Below are 16,564 nucleotides of genomic sequence, written 5' to 3'. Positions count from 1 at the left end.
TCTTCCTTCTTATTTCAATTCACTAAAGAATTTCGTTGCATCCTCTTGAATCATTGTAAAATCGATTCCTAAGTTTAACTTTTCCTGGTTAACCGCAATTACTTTGGCACCCGGATTTCTATAATCCAATAGACCGGCAAATGGGTAGACACGCATGGAAGTCCCAACGATTACTACCAAGTCCGCCTTTTCCATTAGTTGAACACTGTTAACAACCTTTGCTTGATTAAGACCTTCATCGTATAACACGATTCCTGGACGAAGTGTTCCGCCGCAATCAGCGTGCTTGTCGCTTTGCATATATTCATGCCAGTCAACTCTTTGACGGCACTTTTGGCAATATACGTCGTATAGATTGCCGTGAAATTCAATTAAATTCTTGGTGTCGGCAGCACCGTATAATCCATCAACGTTTTGAGTGATTACACTGGCTCTACCTTCCCTAGTAAGTTCAGCTTGTTTTTGGTGAATTACATTGGGTTTGGCATCTGGATAGTACATATTTTCCTTCACAAATGTGTAAAACACATCTGGTTCATTAACTAAACATGCATGACTTAAATAATATTCAGCTGGTTTTCCAGTTGTATCAGTTGCGTATAGCCCATTCTTAGAACGATAGTCTGGAATGTTGGAAGCTGTTGATACACCGGCTCCTGTCAAAAATACGATGTTTTTTGCATTATCAAATAATGATTGAATTTCCTTATCCATCAGATTGCCTCCTGCCTTATTTTCTAATGATATATGGCATTTTTAATTCTTTAAATAATTCTTGAACAGTCATAGCGTATAACTTCTTGAAGTATTCTGGACTGTCATCCATACCAGTTGGCGCAGGAATAACGAACGAGTTTTGATCATCTGACTTGTTGAAACCAACGTATGCACGACGACCAGTTTTCTTATCATGTAATTCTGAATGGAAGATTTCAAATTGTTGTTTTACGTTTAAGTTTAGTTGTCTTTCTGAAACGACACTGGAGATAGTTGCAAATTCTGAGTTATGCAATGCAGGTAGTCCCCACTTCTTTAATTGTTCGTCAAAGGCCTTGAATAACTTAACAACATTTCTTCTGAAACCAAATGGTGAATCTGTTGGTTTTTCAGTGATAATCTTGTAGATTTCATCAGCAGCCTTTAGGGCAACTGGGTAGTCTTTTTCCAGAGTTGGACGAGCAAATGAATCGAACTTGTCACCATAGAATACGTGAGCGTCGATTAAAGTCAATAAACGTAATTCCATTGCGTTATCTAATTCTTCTGGTTCAGGTTCAATTGTGTTTTGAATACCCTTTAGGTACATCTTTTCGATGTCTTCGTTGATTAGGCCGTGTTTTCTTTGTTCTGAAACAACCACAAAGTGAGCAACAATATCAAATAGTTCTGTACCCATCACTTCTAGTTGTTCGTCTAATTCGTCTTGACCAGTTGATAGTGAGAAGAATACTTGTGGGAAACCACGTAATGTCATCAACAAGTGAATTAGTTCGTGTGAAGCAGTGTAGTTAGGAGCTGACATGTCTGAGATTTGAACAAATAGGTTCTTACCGTCTTGCACCACTTGTGCTTGATCATGTCTAACGTATCCAGATTGAAGTTGTCCGATAAATTGAACTTCAATTTTACCTGGGAAAAATTTGTTTACAACGTTAATTAAACTTTGTGTGTCTTGATTTAATTCGATTTCCATTAAAATTCACCTTCATTATTATTTCTAATTTGGTTTAAGATTTTTTGTGCTGACTTTAAGTCGTTTAAATGATTGGCTCTCATTTCTGAAACAACTTGTTTTACTTCTTCACCCTTAGCTCCTGCACTCATCACTAATGAATTCAATTGTAGGTTCATGTGGCCCTTTTGAATTCCATCGGTAACTAAGGCCTTTAAAGCTGCTAGGTTTTGGGCTAAGCCAACTGAAGCAACCAATTGGCTTAACTCTTCCTTTGAGGTTACTTGAGATAGTTGTTGGTTGATTTTAACCTTTGGTAATACTTTCACGGCACCTCCGATAAAACCTAACGATAATGGAATGGTCATCTCACCAACTAACTTATCGCCATCAATTGACCAGTTGGATAGACCCTTGTATTGGCCATCTTTACTGGCGTATGAATGAATGCCAGCTTCGACGGCACGCCAATCGTTACCCATTGCCATTACTACAGCATCGATTCCATTCATGATGCCCTTGTTATGGGTAGCGGCACGATACGGATCAATTTGAGCGATATGTGATGCTTCAACAATTCTGTTTGCAACATCACTACCGTTGGTATCGGAATTACCCAGTTGGATAACGGGAATTGATCCGGATACCTTCACCAGATTATCTTCACCGTAGTTAGATAGGATACTCATCAAAACATCCCCACTGACGTGTTCTTCGATAAACTCAGAAGTAGCTTCTAGCATTGAGTTAATGATGTTTGCACCCATGGCTTCACCTACGTTCACAAACAAATCAATTGATGCATAATCATCACCTAGTTTTCTAACGCGCACCTTCTTAGCACCGCCACCGTATTCTAGAATTGATGGATGTGATTGGTTTGCAACATCAATAATTTCTTGTTGATGAGTATTGACGATTCCAATCAATAGGTTAGTATTGTTTGTTTTAACAACAATTTGGCCCATTAGATTATGCCCCAATACTTCGGCAGTAATCCCTGTGTCCTTGGAAAATAGGCGGGCACCATTACTAGCCGCCGCAATCACGGATGGTTCTTCTGTTACCATTGGAACAATTTTTTCAGTACCATTAATCATAAAATTAACGCCCACTCCTTCTGGAATGGAGTAATCAGTTACATAGTTTTCAACTAAACTATCACTTGATTGGTGATAATCGTTAGTCATTTTATGTTTTTGATTCATGTCTAATCCAGCAAATTCACTGATTAGTTTCATTCTATCATCATAATTACAATGGTAGAAATGTTTGAAAGTTCCCATTATTAGTCCCCCCGGATGCGGTATTTATATCTGATATTTATGATAACATTATTTAAATTTCAAGCAGTTAAAAAGGTTTTTAACCCGTCTCTGGATTAAAAACCTCTTTAATAGTTTCGATAGTGCTTCTTTATATATTCAGCAATAAGTCCTTCTCTTACGCCACCTTCTGAAAACACGATTCTTCTTGAATCAATTTCATCAATGACTGTAATAAGAGGTAATAGACCACCTAGTATAATATCAGCTCGCTCGTTTTCTAATCCGTGAATTTCTTTTCGATTGTGTAAGTTCTTACGTAAAAGTAATTCATACGTTCCCATCACTTGGCGTTGATTTAGGTGATAGCCATTTAGGTTATCAGAATTCTTGAAGTGTTGATGACTACGATTAATTCTCGCTAAACTTCTAGCAGCTCCTCCCAAAACAACTAATTGATAGTGATCAGCTTTTTTTAGCCAAGGAACACGATGTATGTTTTCCTTTAAGAAACGTTGCGCATTGAATAAGTCAGCTGCGTGAACTGAGTTATTCAATTTAAAACGTTCTGAAATATTAACGGCACCAATTGGTAAACTAATTAAGTCACGACGTTTCTTACCTTGAACGCGGACCAATTCGATACTGGCACCACCAATATCCATCACCATGTAGTCGTTCATCTTAATCTTATTAACGACGCCTAAATAATCGTAATAAGCTTCTTCACGACCTGATAGGACTCTAACGTCTAAGCCAACTTTCTTTCTTACCTTGCGAATAAAAGCTTTTTGGTTTTCAGCTTGTCGAACCGCAGCAGTTGCAATGGTAATCACAGTGGCATTATTCATTGAGCTATAAATTCTTTTGAAAGACTTTAAAGCATTAATTGTCCGATTAATTGCAACCGGTTGTAGAATCTTTTCTTTCCCCATCCCTTCAGATAGACGACTATCACTCTTACTACGTTTTAGTTCAACGCAATAACCGTCATTTTCAATCCGATAGATGGACATTCGAGCAGAATTCGAACCGATGTCAACAATTACTAAGTTCTCCATCCGATTCACCCTAAACTCCTAAAATAGTTTTTTATTTAAAGTAATTAATACCAATAGCATCCCTTACTTCATCTAGGGTTTGGTTGGCTACCTTATTCGCTTTATCACTACCAGCCTTTAGAATGTCATAAACAGCTTGTGGATCCTTTTCGAATTGTTCACGACGTTCTCTGATTGGTGCCAATTCAGCTTGTAATACTTCGTTTAAGTAACGTTTGATTTTCACATCACCTAGACCGCCGTGTCTGTATTGTTCCTTTAATTCGGTAACCTTTTGCTTGTCGTCAGCAAAGATGTCTAGGTAAGTAAATACAGTGTTTCCTTCAACTTGACCAGGATCTTCCACGTGAATGTGGTTAGGGTCAGTGTACATTGACATTACTTTCTTTTGAATTGTATCAGCATCGTCTGCTAAGTAGATGGCATTGTTCAATGATTTACTCATCTTAGCGTTTCCATCTAAACCAGGAATTCTACCCATTCCCTTTGGTGGGAAGTAGCCTTCTGGTTCAACTAATACGTCCTTACCATAGATACCGTTAATGCTTCTAACAATTTCTCTAGTTTGTTCTAGCATTGGTTCTTGGTCTTCACCAACTGGAACAGTGTCAGCCTTAAATGCAGTAATATCTGCAGCTTGACTGACTGGGTAAATAAAGAATCCAGCAGGAACACTTTCACCAAACTTCTTTTGTTGAATTTCAGTCTTAACAGTTGGGTTCCTCTTCAAACGGTTAACTGAAACTAAGTTTAAGTAGTGCATTGTTAATTCATTTAGTGCAGGAATTTGTGATTGAACCAGGATTGTTGATTTTTCTGGGTCAATTCCGACAGCTAAGTAATCCAAAGCTACTTGTAATAGTGAGTTTCTGATTTTTTCAGGGTCACGCGCATTATCAGTTAATGCTTGCATGTCCGCAATCATGATATTGGTGTCGTATTCACCTGAGTTTTGTAGTGCAACTCTGTTTTTTAATGATCCAACGTAGTGTCCGATATGTAGTTTACCAGTTGGTCGATCACCAGTTAGAATTACTTTTTTATCTGCCATTTTGTTACTTCCTTTCCAAAAAAAGCGCCCCATTGTTAAAAAAACAATAGGACGCTTGAGCGCGGTACCACCTAACTTACAAATGTATTATCATTTGCCACTCTGCGATAAGGGTGCAATCCCATAAATTCATCCATTTCGCTAGTCGTGATTATTTTCAGTAATACATAATCTCTCTGTAAATGACATCGCTACTTACATTAATATTAACTATATTTTACTGGATTTAAATTGACATGTCAAAAAGGATATTAATTGACATGACGCCAAAATCTAATTAGAATTATTGAGCATAAATGAACGGATTTAACAATAAATCAGGAGGTAAAAATGGCTAATAACGATCTTACAAATGAACAAAATCGTGTCAATAAAGTTGTCGCCAAATTAAACAAACGAATCGACAAGACAGAAACTGAATACCAAAAAGCACACAATGAAACCAAACGTGTTCAACAAAACTACGGTAACAATACTTCTGTTAACTACGTCGAAGTCGATGATAGGATTGAAACTTCCGCTGACCTCCAACAACAAAGAGGACTAGTTAATAAGGTAGTCCAAAGCGAAGCAATTATTAAAAACCAACTTGAAACATACAAAAAACTAGCTGATTCACCATACTTTGGCCGAATTGATATCAAGGATGATGGAGACGATGATACAGAAAGCTTATACATCGGCACCGCCTCATTCGTTGACGATAATGAAAACTTCCTAGTCTACGATTGGCGTGCCCCAATTTCTAGTATTTATTACAACGGAACGTTGGGAAAAGTTTCATATCAAACCCCTGCTGGTAAACAAAGCACCGACCTAGAAAAGAAGCGACAGTTTCAAATTAGTCACGGTGAAATCATCAACATGTTTGATACCAATGAAACTGTGGGTGATGAAATGCTTCAATCCGTGTTGGGACAACAACATGATGAAGTGATGCAAAACATCGTTTCAACAATTCAAAAGGAACAAAACGATATCATCAGAGATACCTACAATGACCTACTTGTCGTTCAAGGGGTCGCTGGTTCCGGTAAGACTTCTGCGATTCTACAAAGAATTGCTTTCTTGTTGTACCACAGCAGAAGCTCACTTCAGGCAGATCAAATTATTTTGTTCTCCCCTAACCGTTTGTTCTCACATTATATTTCTGATGTTTTACCTAGTTTAGGCGAACGTAATATGAGACAGGTTACTTTACAAGAGTTCATCGATCACCGTCTTGAAGGTGTGAAGGTCCAAAGTTTATTCGACCAATATGAAACCGAACAAGCATACACCGATGAAGAAAAAGCAATTCAATCATTCAAACGCAGTCATCAATACATGACATCAATTGAGAGCTATATTAATACCGTTTTCAATGATGACATTGCTTTTCAAAGCATCTTAATCGATGGCAAGGTCTTCTTCGATGCCGATGTGATTAAGGACATTTACGCTTCTCAACCTAAACAAATGAAACCGGCTGACAAGTTCTTAAAGACTAAGAACCGTTTGATTGAAATCTTGAAGAAACGAATTGAAGTCGAAGTATATAAACCATGGGTTGATGATGCAATCGACCAACTTAACTCTGAACAATATCATGATTTCATGGAAGGTCACCAACTAGGTAGTTTCCAGGATGAAGATGATGAAAGATACTTCATTGCTAAACAAATTGTGACTGAACATTTCAGAAAAGTATATGATGCTTTGTATAACGGCTCATTTTTTGATCCATATCTTCAATACCAACGCTTCATGCAACAAGTGGTCCTACCAAATGATGTTAATGTTGATGCATGGAACGATGACGTCGATGGTTTTGCAGATTCAATCGAATTACATCAAGTTCGTTTGGATGATGCTGCCCCACTTCTATACATGCGTGATTTAATGATTGGTGGCGGTCAAAACCAAACCATGCAATATCTATTTGTCGACGAAATGCAGGACTACTCAATCGCCCAATTGATTTACATCAAACATTCTTTCCCTCAAACCAAGATTAACTTAATTGGTGACAGTGAACAGGCATTGTTCAAGGCGGTTGAGGCTCCTCAAGAATTACTAAATAAGTTAAACGAAGCATTTGCTACTAAGAAATCAAGATTGATTACTTTGAACCGATCATATCGTTCAACTTATCCAATCACTAACTTTGCTAAATCACTATTACCAAACGGTGATGAGATTGAAGCATTTAACCGTCCAGGTAAATCACCTGAGATTTTAATTCGTCATAACGAAAAAGAATGTATTGATGCTTTAATTGAAAGTGCCCAACAAGAATTAAAAGATGAAGGTACCGTAGCAATTGTTACCAAGAACTTAAATGAAGCAAAACAACTCCATCAACATACCTATAACCAACTTAATCCAACCCTATTAGCTGATACAGATAGATCACTTCCAAAGGGTGTGGTAATCATGCCAATCTATCTAGCTAAGGGACTAGAATTTGATTCTGTCATTGCTTGGAACGTTTCTAAAGATAATTATCCAAACGATGATTATGTTGGAACAATCTACACAATTGCCACTCGTTCAATGCACCACCTAACATTAATTAGTAATGGTACTGTTTCACCAATTATTGCAAACGCTAACTTACCAATTAATGATGTTAAAATTGATAGAAAAATTAAATAATTAAAAAAAGACCAATCATAAAAGATTGGTCTTTTTATATGGGGAATCACACCCTAGAGATGTTATAACGTTTCATTTTTTCCTGAAACTAAGTGATTCTTTAATTTACTTATTTTTTCAGTAATCCTTTTATAAAGTGATCTTTGACTTTCTAATTGTTTGGATAATTTTATAGATTCCTGGATAAATGTCTGTTGTGCAGAATGATTTTTAGAATTTTCAAACTTGAAATAGTTTCCTTCCTTGTCCAAGAAGAAACCATCGACATCATCTTCAGAATAAACATCAATAATTTTTTGAATTTTATTAATATTATATTTATCCAAAATCTTAGCTGCTAATTCAACGCGATTAACCATGTTTCTTGTCATTAAATCAGCTGAGGAAATCCACAATGACGGCTGATCTGTATAAAACGCATATATTCTGCTATGCTCTAGGAATTGACCGACAACACTTGAAACGACGATATTTTCTTTATCTCCACATATTCCTAATTTCAAACAACAAGATCCTCTTACTACCAGTCTAAAAGGGACCCCCACCGTAGCAGCATCATAAATGGCTGCAATGACATCAACATCTGTCAAAGAATTTACTTTAAGAAAAACTTTGCCCTTACCATATTTTTGGTAATATTCCTTAACTCGATTTATATTTTGAATAACCATATCTTCGATTCGATTGGGTGACGAAACAATAGAATTATATTTTGGCGAACGTGAACAATCACCATTATGAGACAAATAATCAAAGAATGATATTAGACAGTTCACATATTCATCCGAACTGGAATATAAACTTAAATCAACAAATCCCTTTGCTGTTTGTTCGTTATAATTTCCAGTTCCAATCTGTACGTATCCTTTAACACTACTCTTATCATTCATTATGACCAAGCATGTTTTGCTGTGGACCTTCATATATTTTTTTCCAAATATAATTTCGCATCCTGCATCTTCCAATTCGTCAGTTACTTTGAGGTTATTAGTCTCATCAAACCTAGCTCTCAGTTCAACTACCACTGTCACTTTAATTCCCTTCTTAGAAGCTTCTTTTAATAGCTCTATGACTTTGGAATTATCCGCGACTCGATAAATTGTTTGTTTGATTGCTATAGTTTTAGGATTATCTACCGCTTCTTTTAAAAACTGAAGAAATTGATCGAATGAATCATAAGGATATTGTAAGAGTAGATTATGGCTTTTAAGATAATCTTGCATAGATTTGTTTCCATGCCACTTTGTTCCTGAAAAGTCAGGATATGATAGTACTGGATGCTTTTTACTCCAAGATTTAATCAACGGAAACATAAATGTCAAATCTAATGGAGCATCAATTTTAAAAACATCACTTGGTTTAATTTTAAACTTTTTAATAAAATAATTAATGAATTTTTCGTTAGTATCGGGTAATTTCTGTATTTCTAACATTGTTACTTTACCCTTTTCTCGGTTCGCTAGATAATGACGTAAGTTTTGGATAGTTTTTTTACTACCATTATTTTTATCTAGGTCAATTGATGCATCTAAATCTCGACTTAATCGAAATATGATAACATCCTCAATTTCACCATCGTCATATAAATTTTCAAGATTATTGATGATAAGATCTTCCATCATCAAGTATTGTTTTTTTCCGTTTGCTTTCAAACTTACGGTTCTTCTAATATATGGTGGTATTGGCATAATACGAATTGACGTGTCTGCTTTTGTTTTAACCAATGTCGCAATTGCCATCCATTTATTTTTCAAAAAGTCTAAATTATATTCAGAATTAAATGTGGTACTAGTCAGAAAAGGAAGAATTTTTTCATCGAATTTTTGGTTAGCTTTTTGCTTCATTCGATCACATAAATCAACATACTTTACGAATTTACCAATACCATAATCCGATAATTGGGTAATTAGTTGATTGAAATACTTCGATTGTAATTTGAAATTATTATCATTTGACTCATGAATTTTTTTTAATAATTCTGAATACTTTAACATCGTTTTTGGATCACGTCCGTTGTTAGTCAAGGCTTCTTGACTTTGTAGACTAGGAACCCTAACACTGTAAAATTCATCTAAATTGCTAGATGCGATAGATAAAAAATTTAGTTTGTTTAAATACGGAACATGATAATTATTTGCTAATTCGATTACCCTTTTATTAAAAAGTAACCAGCTTAAATCTCGATTGTATAACTCACCTTTGTATTTAGATTTTATTCCCATGTTTTCCGCCTCCAGTAAAGGACTTAAAATCTAATTCAACTTGTTCAACATAACGTTTCGAGTACTTTACTAAGGCTTCTGATATCCAATCTTTGCTTTCTAAATATCCAATAATTTTATAAAAAGTTGGTGACTGGCTATGTGCTCTAGCTAATAGACTGATACATACATTTACATAGTCACAGAATGCTGGAAAATCTAATTTATTAAGATTAACCGAGCCCTTCATGTCTCTAAACTGTCTTACATAAAAACTATTTTTTTCAGTATTAAAATAACCTAGAAATGGGTCTGATGCACTTTGCAAAATCAATTGACAATTCATAATATCTTCTCCGGTTGAATGTTTATTGTCGATGTAGATTTTATCATCTTGATAAATTGGCAATCCTTGTTTTATTTGTAAAACAAGATCATCTCCGGAGGAATTTTCTAGTAAAATTAAATAACAAAGTGTTCCGACGCTCCCAACCCCAACGGTATGTCGAACAATATCAACAATATGGAATTGAAGCAAAAATTGTTTAATATCACTTCTTGAGTGATGTAAATAATTTTCATAACCTTTTACCAACTTCTTATAATCTTCATTTCCGACATGCACCGTAACAGGTGTATCTTCTATAAATTGTTTTTGACCTTTTAGGGTGGTCGTATATTTTTTAACTGCATAATCTGAATTATTATTAATAGCCTTATTGATAGATTTACTGACAATTTTTTTAAATGATTTATCAAAGGTAATTTTGGATTCATGAATTTTAGAAAAACTACTCGAAATGTTTTCCAAAGTATTGGGCTTTATGAATCTTTCCATTGATGGCAAATTACCCATATATCTCAACGTTTTCAAATAAGTTTTAACAGATTTTTTTAGAAAAGGTTCTACATCCTTTTTTAAATGAAAGCCCTGTTGTTTTGCTACCAGCAATGCACTAACCAACAGTCGCTTTACGTCATATTCCCAATAATCAATGTGAGACTCATCAAAATCATTCATGTCAAACAATAACTGTCCTTCTGATGAACCATAGTAACCAAAATTACCAAGATGAGCGTCTCCACCAATTAAAGTTTTGATGCCTGAATTATTATAGTGATTTAAATCATAATTCATCACATCAACTGATCCTCGAAAGAATGCAAAGGGTGATTTTGACATTCGCTTCCTTTTGGTTGCGAGCAAATCTTTATACAGCAAATCATTTTTAGGTTTCATAATTTTTGAAACATCACGATGATTAACTTTATAACTTGCTATATCATCATATTTAGTATCAATTGCTAATCTACTACCCTCAACAATCAATTCAGCGGGTGTCTTCAACAATATATCTGTAAAATCAAAATTATAAGGTAATATTTTCTTATTCATAAATTATCCCTCCTTTTCAATTACCAGTTATATCAAAAGCAATTAAGACATTCAATTTCTTGCTAATTGGCTTTGAAGTCTAAAAATTTAGCTTGTTGAAAACAAAAAAAGCAGTGAATTACTAGCAATTCACTGCTTTTTTTGATTATTCTATTTATATTTATTAAACTCTTTATTCTATATATATTAATGAATGTTATATATTCTTTAAGTTTAAGCCGTTTCCGGGATTTGAACCCGGGACCTCTTCCTTACCATGGAAACGCTCTACCTCCTGAGCTAAAACGGCAATATTAACAAAAAGCCTTCGATTTACATCGAAGACTTTTTTATTCGCGCGGCGACTTCCTACCCTTGCAGAGGGCGATCCCTCAACTACTATCGGCGTTTAGAAGCTTAACTTCTGTGTTCGGCATGGGAACAGGTGTATCCTTCTAGCTATCGCCACCACACTATTTATCTGAAAGAACTTCGTTCTCTCAAAACTAGATATTATTTATTTCTTCCGATTACTACCTTACTTGGTTAAGTCCTCGACCAATTAGTACTAGTCCGCTCCATACATCACTGCACTTCCACTTCTAGCCTATCTACCTAATCATCTCTTAGGGGTCTTACTTCCATAAAGGAATGGGAAATTTCATCTTGAGGTCGGTTTCACACTTAGATGCTTTCAGCGTTTATCTCATCCATACATAGCTACCCAGCGATGCCCCTGGCGGGACAACTGGTACACCAGCGGTATGTCCATCTCGGTCCTCTCGTACTAGAGACAGCTCCCCTCAAATTTCCTACGCCCGCGACGGATAGGGACCGAACTGTCTCACGACGTTCTGAACCCAGCTCGCGTACCGCTTTAATGGGCGAACAGCCCAACCCTTGGGACCAACTACAGCCCCAGGATGCGATGAGCCGACATCGAGGTGCCAAACCTCCCCGTCGATGTGAACTCTTGGGGGAGATAAGCCTGTTATCCCCAGGGTAGCTTTTATCCGTTGAGCGATGGCCCTTCCATACGGTACCACCGGATCACTAAGCCCGACTTTCGTCCCTGCTCGACCTGTCTGTCTCGCAGTCAAGCTCCCTTTTGCCTTTACACTCGAAGAATGATTTCCAACCATTCTGAGGGAACCTTTGGGCGCCTCCGTTACTGTTTAGGAGGCGACCGCCCCAGTCAAACTGCCAATCAGACACTGTCTCCCACCACGATAAGTGGTGCGGGTTAGAGTGTTAGCACAGCGAGGGTAGTATCCCAACAATGCCTCCACCGAAACTAGCGTCCCGGTTTCCACGGCTCCTACCTATCCTGTACAAGCTATGTCAACACCCAATATCAAATTACAGTAAAGCTCCATGGGGTCTTTCCGTCCTGTCGCGGGTAACCTGCTTCTTCACAGGTATCTCAATTTCACCGAGTCTCTCGTTGAGACAGTGCTCAGATCGTTACGCCTTTCGTGCGGGTCGGAACTTACCCGACAAGGAATTTCGCTACCTTAGGACCGTTATAGTTACGGCCGCCGTTTACTGGGGCTTCGTTTCTGGGCTTCGCCGAAGCTAACTCATCCACTTAACCTTCCAGCACCGGGCAGGCGTCAGCCCCTATACTTCATCTTACGATTTTGCAGAAACCTGTGTTTTTGATAAACAGTCGCCTGAGCCTTTTCACTGCGGCTGCACTTGCGTGCAGCACCCCTTCTCCCGAAGTTACGGGGTCATTTTGCCGAGTTCCTTAACGAGAGTTCACTCGCTCACCTTAGGATACTCTCCTTGACTACCTGTGTCGGTTTGCGGTACGGGTAGTTAATTACTCACTAGAAGCTTTTCTCGGTAGCGTGACATGGCCCACTTCTCTACTTTATTTCGATCCTCATCACAGCTTGTCAACACGGTAACAAGCATTTCACTCATTACCTGACTTACTGCTTGAACGCACATATCCAACAGTGCGCACAGGTTAGCCTTCTACGTCCCTCCATCGCTCAAACATAATTAACTAGTACAGGAATCTCAACCTGTTATCCATCGCCTACGCCTCTAGGCCTCGGCTTAGGTCCCGACTTACCCTGGGAGGACGAGCCTTCCCCAGGAAACCTTAGTCAATCGGTGGAATAGATTCTCACTATTCTTTCGCTACTCATACCGGCATTCTCACTTCTAAGCGCTCCAGCAGTCCTTACGGTCTACCTTCGTTGCCCTTAGAACGCTCTCCTATCACATGACTACGTCATGTCCACAATCTCGGTAATATGCTTAGCCCCGGTAAATTTTCGGCGCAGAATCACTCGACTAGTGAGCTATTACGCACTCTTTAAATGGTGGCTGCTTCTGAGCCAACATCCTAGTTGTCTATGCAACTCCACATCCTTTTCCACTCAGCATATATTTAGGGACCTTAATTGGTGGTCTGGGCTGTTCCCCTTTCGACGGTGGATCTTATCACTCATCGTCTGACTCCCGGACATATAAATCAATGGTATTCGGAGTTTATCTGAATTTAGTAACCCATGACGGGCCCCTCACCCAAACAGTGCTCTACCTCCATGATTCTAAGTCCGAGGCTAGCCCTAAAGCTATTTCGGAGAGAACCAGCTATCTCCAAGTTCGTTTGGAATTTCACCGCTACCCACATTTCATCCCAGCACTTTTCAACGTACACGGGTTCGGCCCTCCGGTGCGTTTTACCGCACTTTCAGCCTGAACATGGGTAGATCACCTGGTTTCGGGTCTATCCCAACATACTGTAACGCCCTATTCAGACTCGCTTTCGCTACGGCTCCGGACTTTTCGCCTTAACCTTGCATGTTAGCATAACTCGCCGGTTCATTCTACAAGAGGCACGCCATCACCCATTAACGGGCTCTGACTGCTTGTAGGCACATGGTTTCAGGAACTATTTCACTCCCCTTCCGGGGTGCTTTTCACCTTTCCCTCACGGTACTGGTTCACTATCGGTCACTAGGGAGTATTTAGCTTTGGGAGATGGTCCTCCCGGATTCCGACGACGTTTCACGTGTGTCGCCGTACTCAGGATCCTGAACTGAGGTTAATTGATTTCGCCTACGGGGCTATCACCCTGTCTCGCTTAACTTCCCAGATAATTCGACTATCAATTAACTTGGTAACTCAAATGTTCAGTCCTACAACCCCAAAGAGCAAGCTCTTTGGTTTGAGCTGTTCCCCGTTCGCTCGCCGCTACTTAGGGAATCGAAATTTCTTTCTCTTCCTGTGGGTACTTAGATGTTTCAGTTCCCCACGTCTGCCCCCAAACTAGATATGTATTCTCTAGCTGGTGATAATCGATTAAGATTATCGAGTTTCCTCATTCGGAAATCTCCGGATCAAAGCTTACGTACAGCTCCCCGAAGCATATCGGTGTTAGTCCCGTCCTTCATCGGCTCCTAGTGCCAAGGCATCCACCATGCGCCCTTCATAACTTAACCTATTTCATCACTACGTGATGTTTGGTTAGTTGAGTATTTACGAATAAACTAATATTTTAAAACTCAAAATAACGCGGTGTTCTCGGTTGAAATTGTATTTTTATACAAATTCAATATAGAAATTAAATAATATCTAGTTTTCAAAGAACCAAGTAGAGAGGTAAACCTCTCAAAACTGAATAAGATTGATGAACCTAATGTAAGTTTCCGAAATTTCCTTAGAAAGGAGGTGATCCAGCCGCAGGTTCTCCTACGGCTACCTTGTTACGACTTCACCCTAATCATCTGTCCCACCTTAGACGACTAGCTCCTAAAAGGTTACCCCATCGTCTTTGGGTGTTACAAACTCTCATGGTGTGACGGGCGGTGTGTACAAGGCCCGGGAACGTATTCACCGTGGCATGCTGATCCACGATTACTAGTGATTCCAACTTCATGCAGGCGAGTTGCAGCCTGCAATCCGAACTGAGAATGGCTTTAAGAGATTAGCTTGACCTCGCGGTTTCGCGACTCGTTGTACCATCCATTGTAGCACGTGTGTAGCCCAGCTCATAAGGGGCATGATGATTTGACGTCGTCCCCACCTTCCTCCGGTTTATCACCGGCAGTCTCACTAGAGTGCCCAACTAAATGCTGGCAACTAATAATAAGGGTTGCGCTCGTTGCGGGACTTAACCCAACATCTCACGACACGAGCTGACGACAACCATGCACCACCTGTCATTCTGTCCCCGAAGGGAACGCCCAATCTCTTGGGTTGGCAGAAGATGTCAAGAGCTGGTAAGGTTCTTCGCGTAGCATCGAATTAAACCACATGCTCCACCACTTGTGCGGGCCCCCGTCAATTCCTTTGAGTTTCAACCTTGCGGTCGTACTCCCCAGGCGGAATACTTAATGCGTTAGCTGCGGCACTGAAGGGCGGAAACCCTCCAACACCTAGTATTCATCGTTTACGGCATGGACTACCAGGGTATCTAATCCTGTTCGCTACCCATGCTTTCGAGCCTCAGCGTCAGTAACAGACCAGAAAGCCGCCTTCGCCACTGGTGTTCTTCCATATATCTACGCATTTCACCGCTACACATGGAGTTCCACTTTCCTCTTCTGTACTCAAGTTTTGTAGTTTCCACTGCACTTCCTCAGTTGAGCTGAGGGCTTTCACAGCAGACTTACAAAACCGCCTGCGCTCGCTTTACGCCCAATAAATCCGGACAACGCTTGCCACCTACGTATTACCGCGGCTGCTGGCACGTAGTTAGCCGTGGCTTTCTGGTTAAATACCGTCAAAGTGTTAACAGTTACTCTAACACTTGTTCTTCTTTAACAACAGAGTTTTACGATCCGAAAACCTTCATCACTCACGCGGCGTTGCTCCATCAGACTTTCGTCCATTGTGGAAGATTCCCTACTGCTGCCTCCCGTAGGAGTCTGGGCCGTGTCTCAGTCCCAATGTGGCCGATTACCCTCTCAGGTCGGCTACGTATCATCGTCTTGGTGGGCTTTTATCTCACCAACTAACTAATACGGCGCGGGTCCATCCCAAAGTGATAGCAGAGCCATCTTTCAAGTTGGAACCATGCGGTTCCAACTAATTATGCGGTATTAGCACTTGTTTCCAAATGTTATCCCCCGCTTCGGGGCAGGTTACCCACGTGTTACTCACCAGTTCGCCACTCGCTCCGAATCCAAAAATCATTTATGCAAGCATAAAATCAATTTGGGAGAGCTCGTTCGACTTGCATGTATTAGGCACGCCGCCAGCGTTCGTCCTGAGCCAGGATCAAACTCTCATCTTATAGATGAAAAGCTTAACTTAGCTCTTCTGAATAAATTGTTATTTT

8 protein-coding genes, 1 tRNA gene and 3 rRNA genes are annotated in these 16,564 nt (G+C 39.2%); 1 reads left to right on the top strand and 11 read right to left on the bottom strand.

The genetic code is table 11. The features are described from left to right. Positions 1–9: 9 nt before the first annotated feature. The 5 genes from RZ79_RS01415 to trpS all read right to left on the bottom strand — a co-directional run bounded on the left by RZ79_RS01415 (position 10) and on the right by trpS (position 5,049). On the bottom strand, positions 10–714 hold the full coding sequence (locus RZ79_RS01415; RefSeq protein WP_191978973.1) for an NAD-dependent protein deacylase: 705 nt from the start codon (positions 712–714) through the stop codon (positions 10–12). Between the two features lie 16 nt (positions 715–730). Beyond that, a complete protein-coding gene (locus RZ79_RS01410; protein ID WP_054449695.1) occupies positions 731–1,693 on the bottom strand; it encodes a hypothetical protein in 963 nt (320 codons plus the stop codon). Further along, positions 1,693–2,958: a hydroxymethylglutaryl-CoA reductase, degradative gene (locus RZ79_RS01405; protein WP_054449694.1), complete on the bottom strand. Its 1,266-nt coding sequence runs from the start codon at positions 2,956–2,958 to the stop codon at positions 1,693–1,695. The genes RZ79_RS01410 and RZ79_RS01405 overlap by 1 nt, the downstream gene beginning before the upstream one ends. A gap of 107 nt (positions 2,959–3,065) precedes the next feature. Further along, entirely contained in the window at positions 3,066–3,998 is a 933-nt protein-coding gene (locus tag RZ79_RS01400) for a Ppx/GppA family phosphatase (protein WP_034532451.1), read from the bottom strand. A 31-nt stretch (positions 3,999–4,029) separates the two neighbouring features. Beyond that, positions 4,030–5,049, bottom strand: a complete 1,020-nt coding sequence (gene trpS / locus RZ79_RS01395; RefSeq protein ID WP_054449693.1) for a tryptophan--tRNA ligase — start codon at positions 5,047–5,049, stop codon at positions 4,030–4,032. 330 nt (positions 5,050–5,379) lie between these two features. Here trpS and helD point away from each other — a divergent pair, with 330 nt between their 5' ends. Beyond that, positions 5,380–7,686 (top strand): RNA polymerase recycling motor HelD, encoded by a 2,307-nt coding sequence (gene helD, locus RZ79_RS01390; protein ID WP_054449692.1) that lies wholly within the window; start codon positions 5,380–5,382, stop codon positions 7,684–7,686. A gap of 62 nt (positions 7,687–7,748) precedes the next feature. Here helD and ppk1 read toward each other — a convergent pair whose 3' ends face one another. The 6 genes from ppk1 to RZ79_RS01360 form a co-directional block, all read right to left on the bottom strand. Further along, entirely contained in the window at positions 7,749–9,908 is a 2,160-nt protein-coding gene (gene ppk1 / locus RZ79_RS01385) for a polyphosphate kinase 1 (protein ID WP_054449691.1), read from the bottom strand. Further along, positions 9,892–11,283, bottom strand: a complete 1,392-nt coding sequence (locus tag RZ79_RS01380; RefSeq protein ID WP_054449690.1) for a DUF2252 domain-containing protein — start codon at positions 11,281–11,283, stop codon at positions 9,892–9,894. Before RZ79_RS01380 ends, ppk1 begins: the two co-directional genes overlap by 17 nt. A gap of 216 nt (positions 11,284–11,499) precedes the next feature. Beyond that, positions 11,500–11,572: transfer RNA gene (locus RZ79_RS01375), tRNA-Thr, on the bottom strand. A 46-nt stretch (positions 11,573–11,618) separates the two neighbouring features. Next, a 5S ribosomal RNA gene (gene rrf, locus RZ79_RS01370) occupies positions 11,619–11,735 on the bottom strand. A gap of 69 nt (positions 11,736–11,804) precedes the next feature. Beyond that, a 23S ribosomal RNA gene (locus RZ79_RS01365) occupies positions 11,805–14,723 on the bottom strand. Positions 14,724–14,945: 222 nt separating this feature from the next. Then, positions 14,946–16,519: ribosomal RNA gene (locus RZ79_RS01360) — 16S ribosomal RNA — on the bottom strand. Together the 16S, 23S and 5S rRNA genes with 1 tRNA gene alongside form the textbook arrangement of a ribosomal RNA operon. Positions 16,520–16,564: the final 45 nt, after the last annotated feature.

Source organism: Apilactobacillus kunkeei DSM 12361 = ATCC 700308 (assembly GCF_001281265.1).
GTDB classification, from domain to species: Bacteria; Bacillota; Bacilli; order Lactobacillales; family Lactobacillaceae; genus Apilactobacillus; species Apilactobacillus kunkeei.
The sequence above is the reverse complement of the archived record's forward strand: the minus strand, read 5'-3'. Positions and strand labels throughout refer to the sequence as shown.

What these genes read in the sequence shown, in the direction of transcription:
- trpS (WP_054449693.1), bottom strand. Translation starts at nt 5,049, where the DNA reads ATGGCAGATAAAAAAGTAATTCTAACTGGTGATCGACCAACTGGTAAA.
- RZ79_RS01405 (WP_054449694.1), bottom strand. Translation starts at nt 2,958, where the DNA reads ATGGGAACTTTCAAACATTTCTACCATTGTAATTATGATGATAGAATG.
- RZ79_RS01400 (WP_034532451.1), bottom strand. Translation starts at nt 3,998, where the DNA reads ATGGAGAACTTAGTAATTGTTGACATCGGTTCGAATTCTGCTCGAATG.
- helD (WP_054449692.1), top strand. Translation starts at nt 5,380, where the DNA reads ATGGCTAATAACGATCTTACAAATGAACAAAATCGTGTCAATAAAGTT.
- ppk1 (WP_054449691.1), bottom strand. Translation starts at nt 9,908, where the DNA reads ATGGGAATAAAATCTAAATACAAAGGTGAGTTATACAATCGAGATTTA.
- RZ79_RS01410 (WP_054449695.1), bottom strand. Translation starts at nt 1,693, where the DNA reads ATGGAAATCGAATTAAATCAAGACACACAAAGTTTAATTAACGTTGTA.
- RZ79_RS01415 (WP_191978973.1), bottom strand. Translation starts at nt 714, where the DNA reads ATGGATAAGGAAATTCAATCATTATTTGATAATGCAAAAAACATCGTA.
- RZ79_RS01380 (WP_054449690.1), bottom strand. Translation starts at nt 11,283, where the DNA reads ATGAATAAGAAAATATTACCTTATAATTTTGATTTTACAGATATATTG.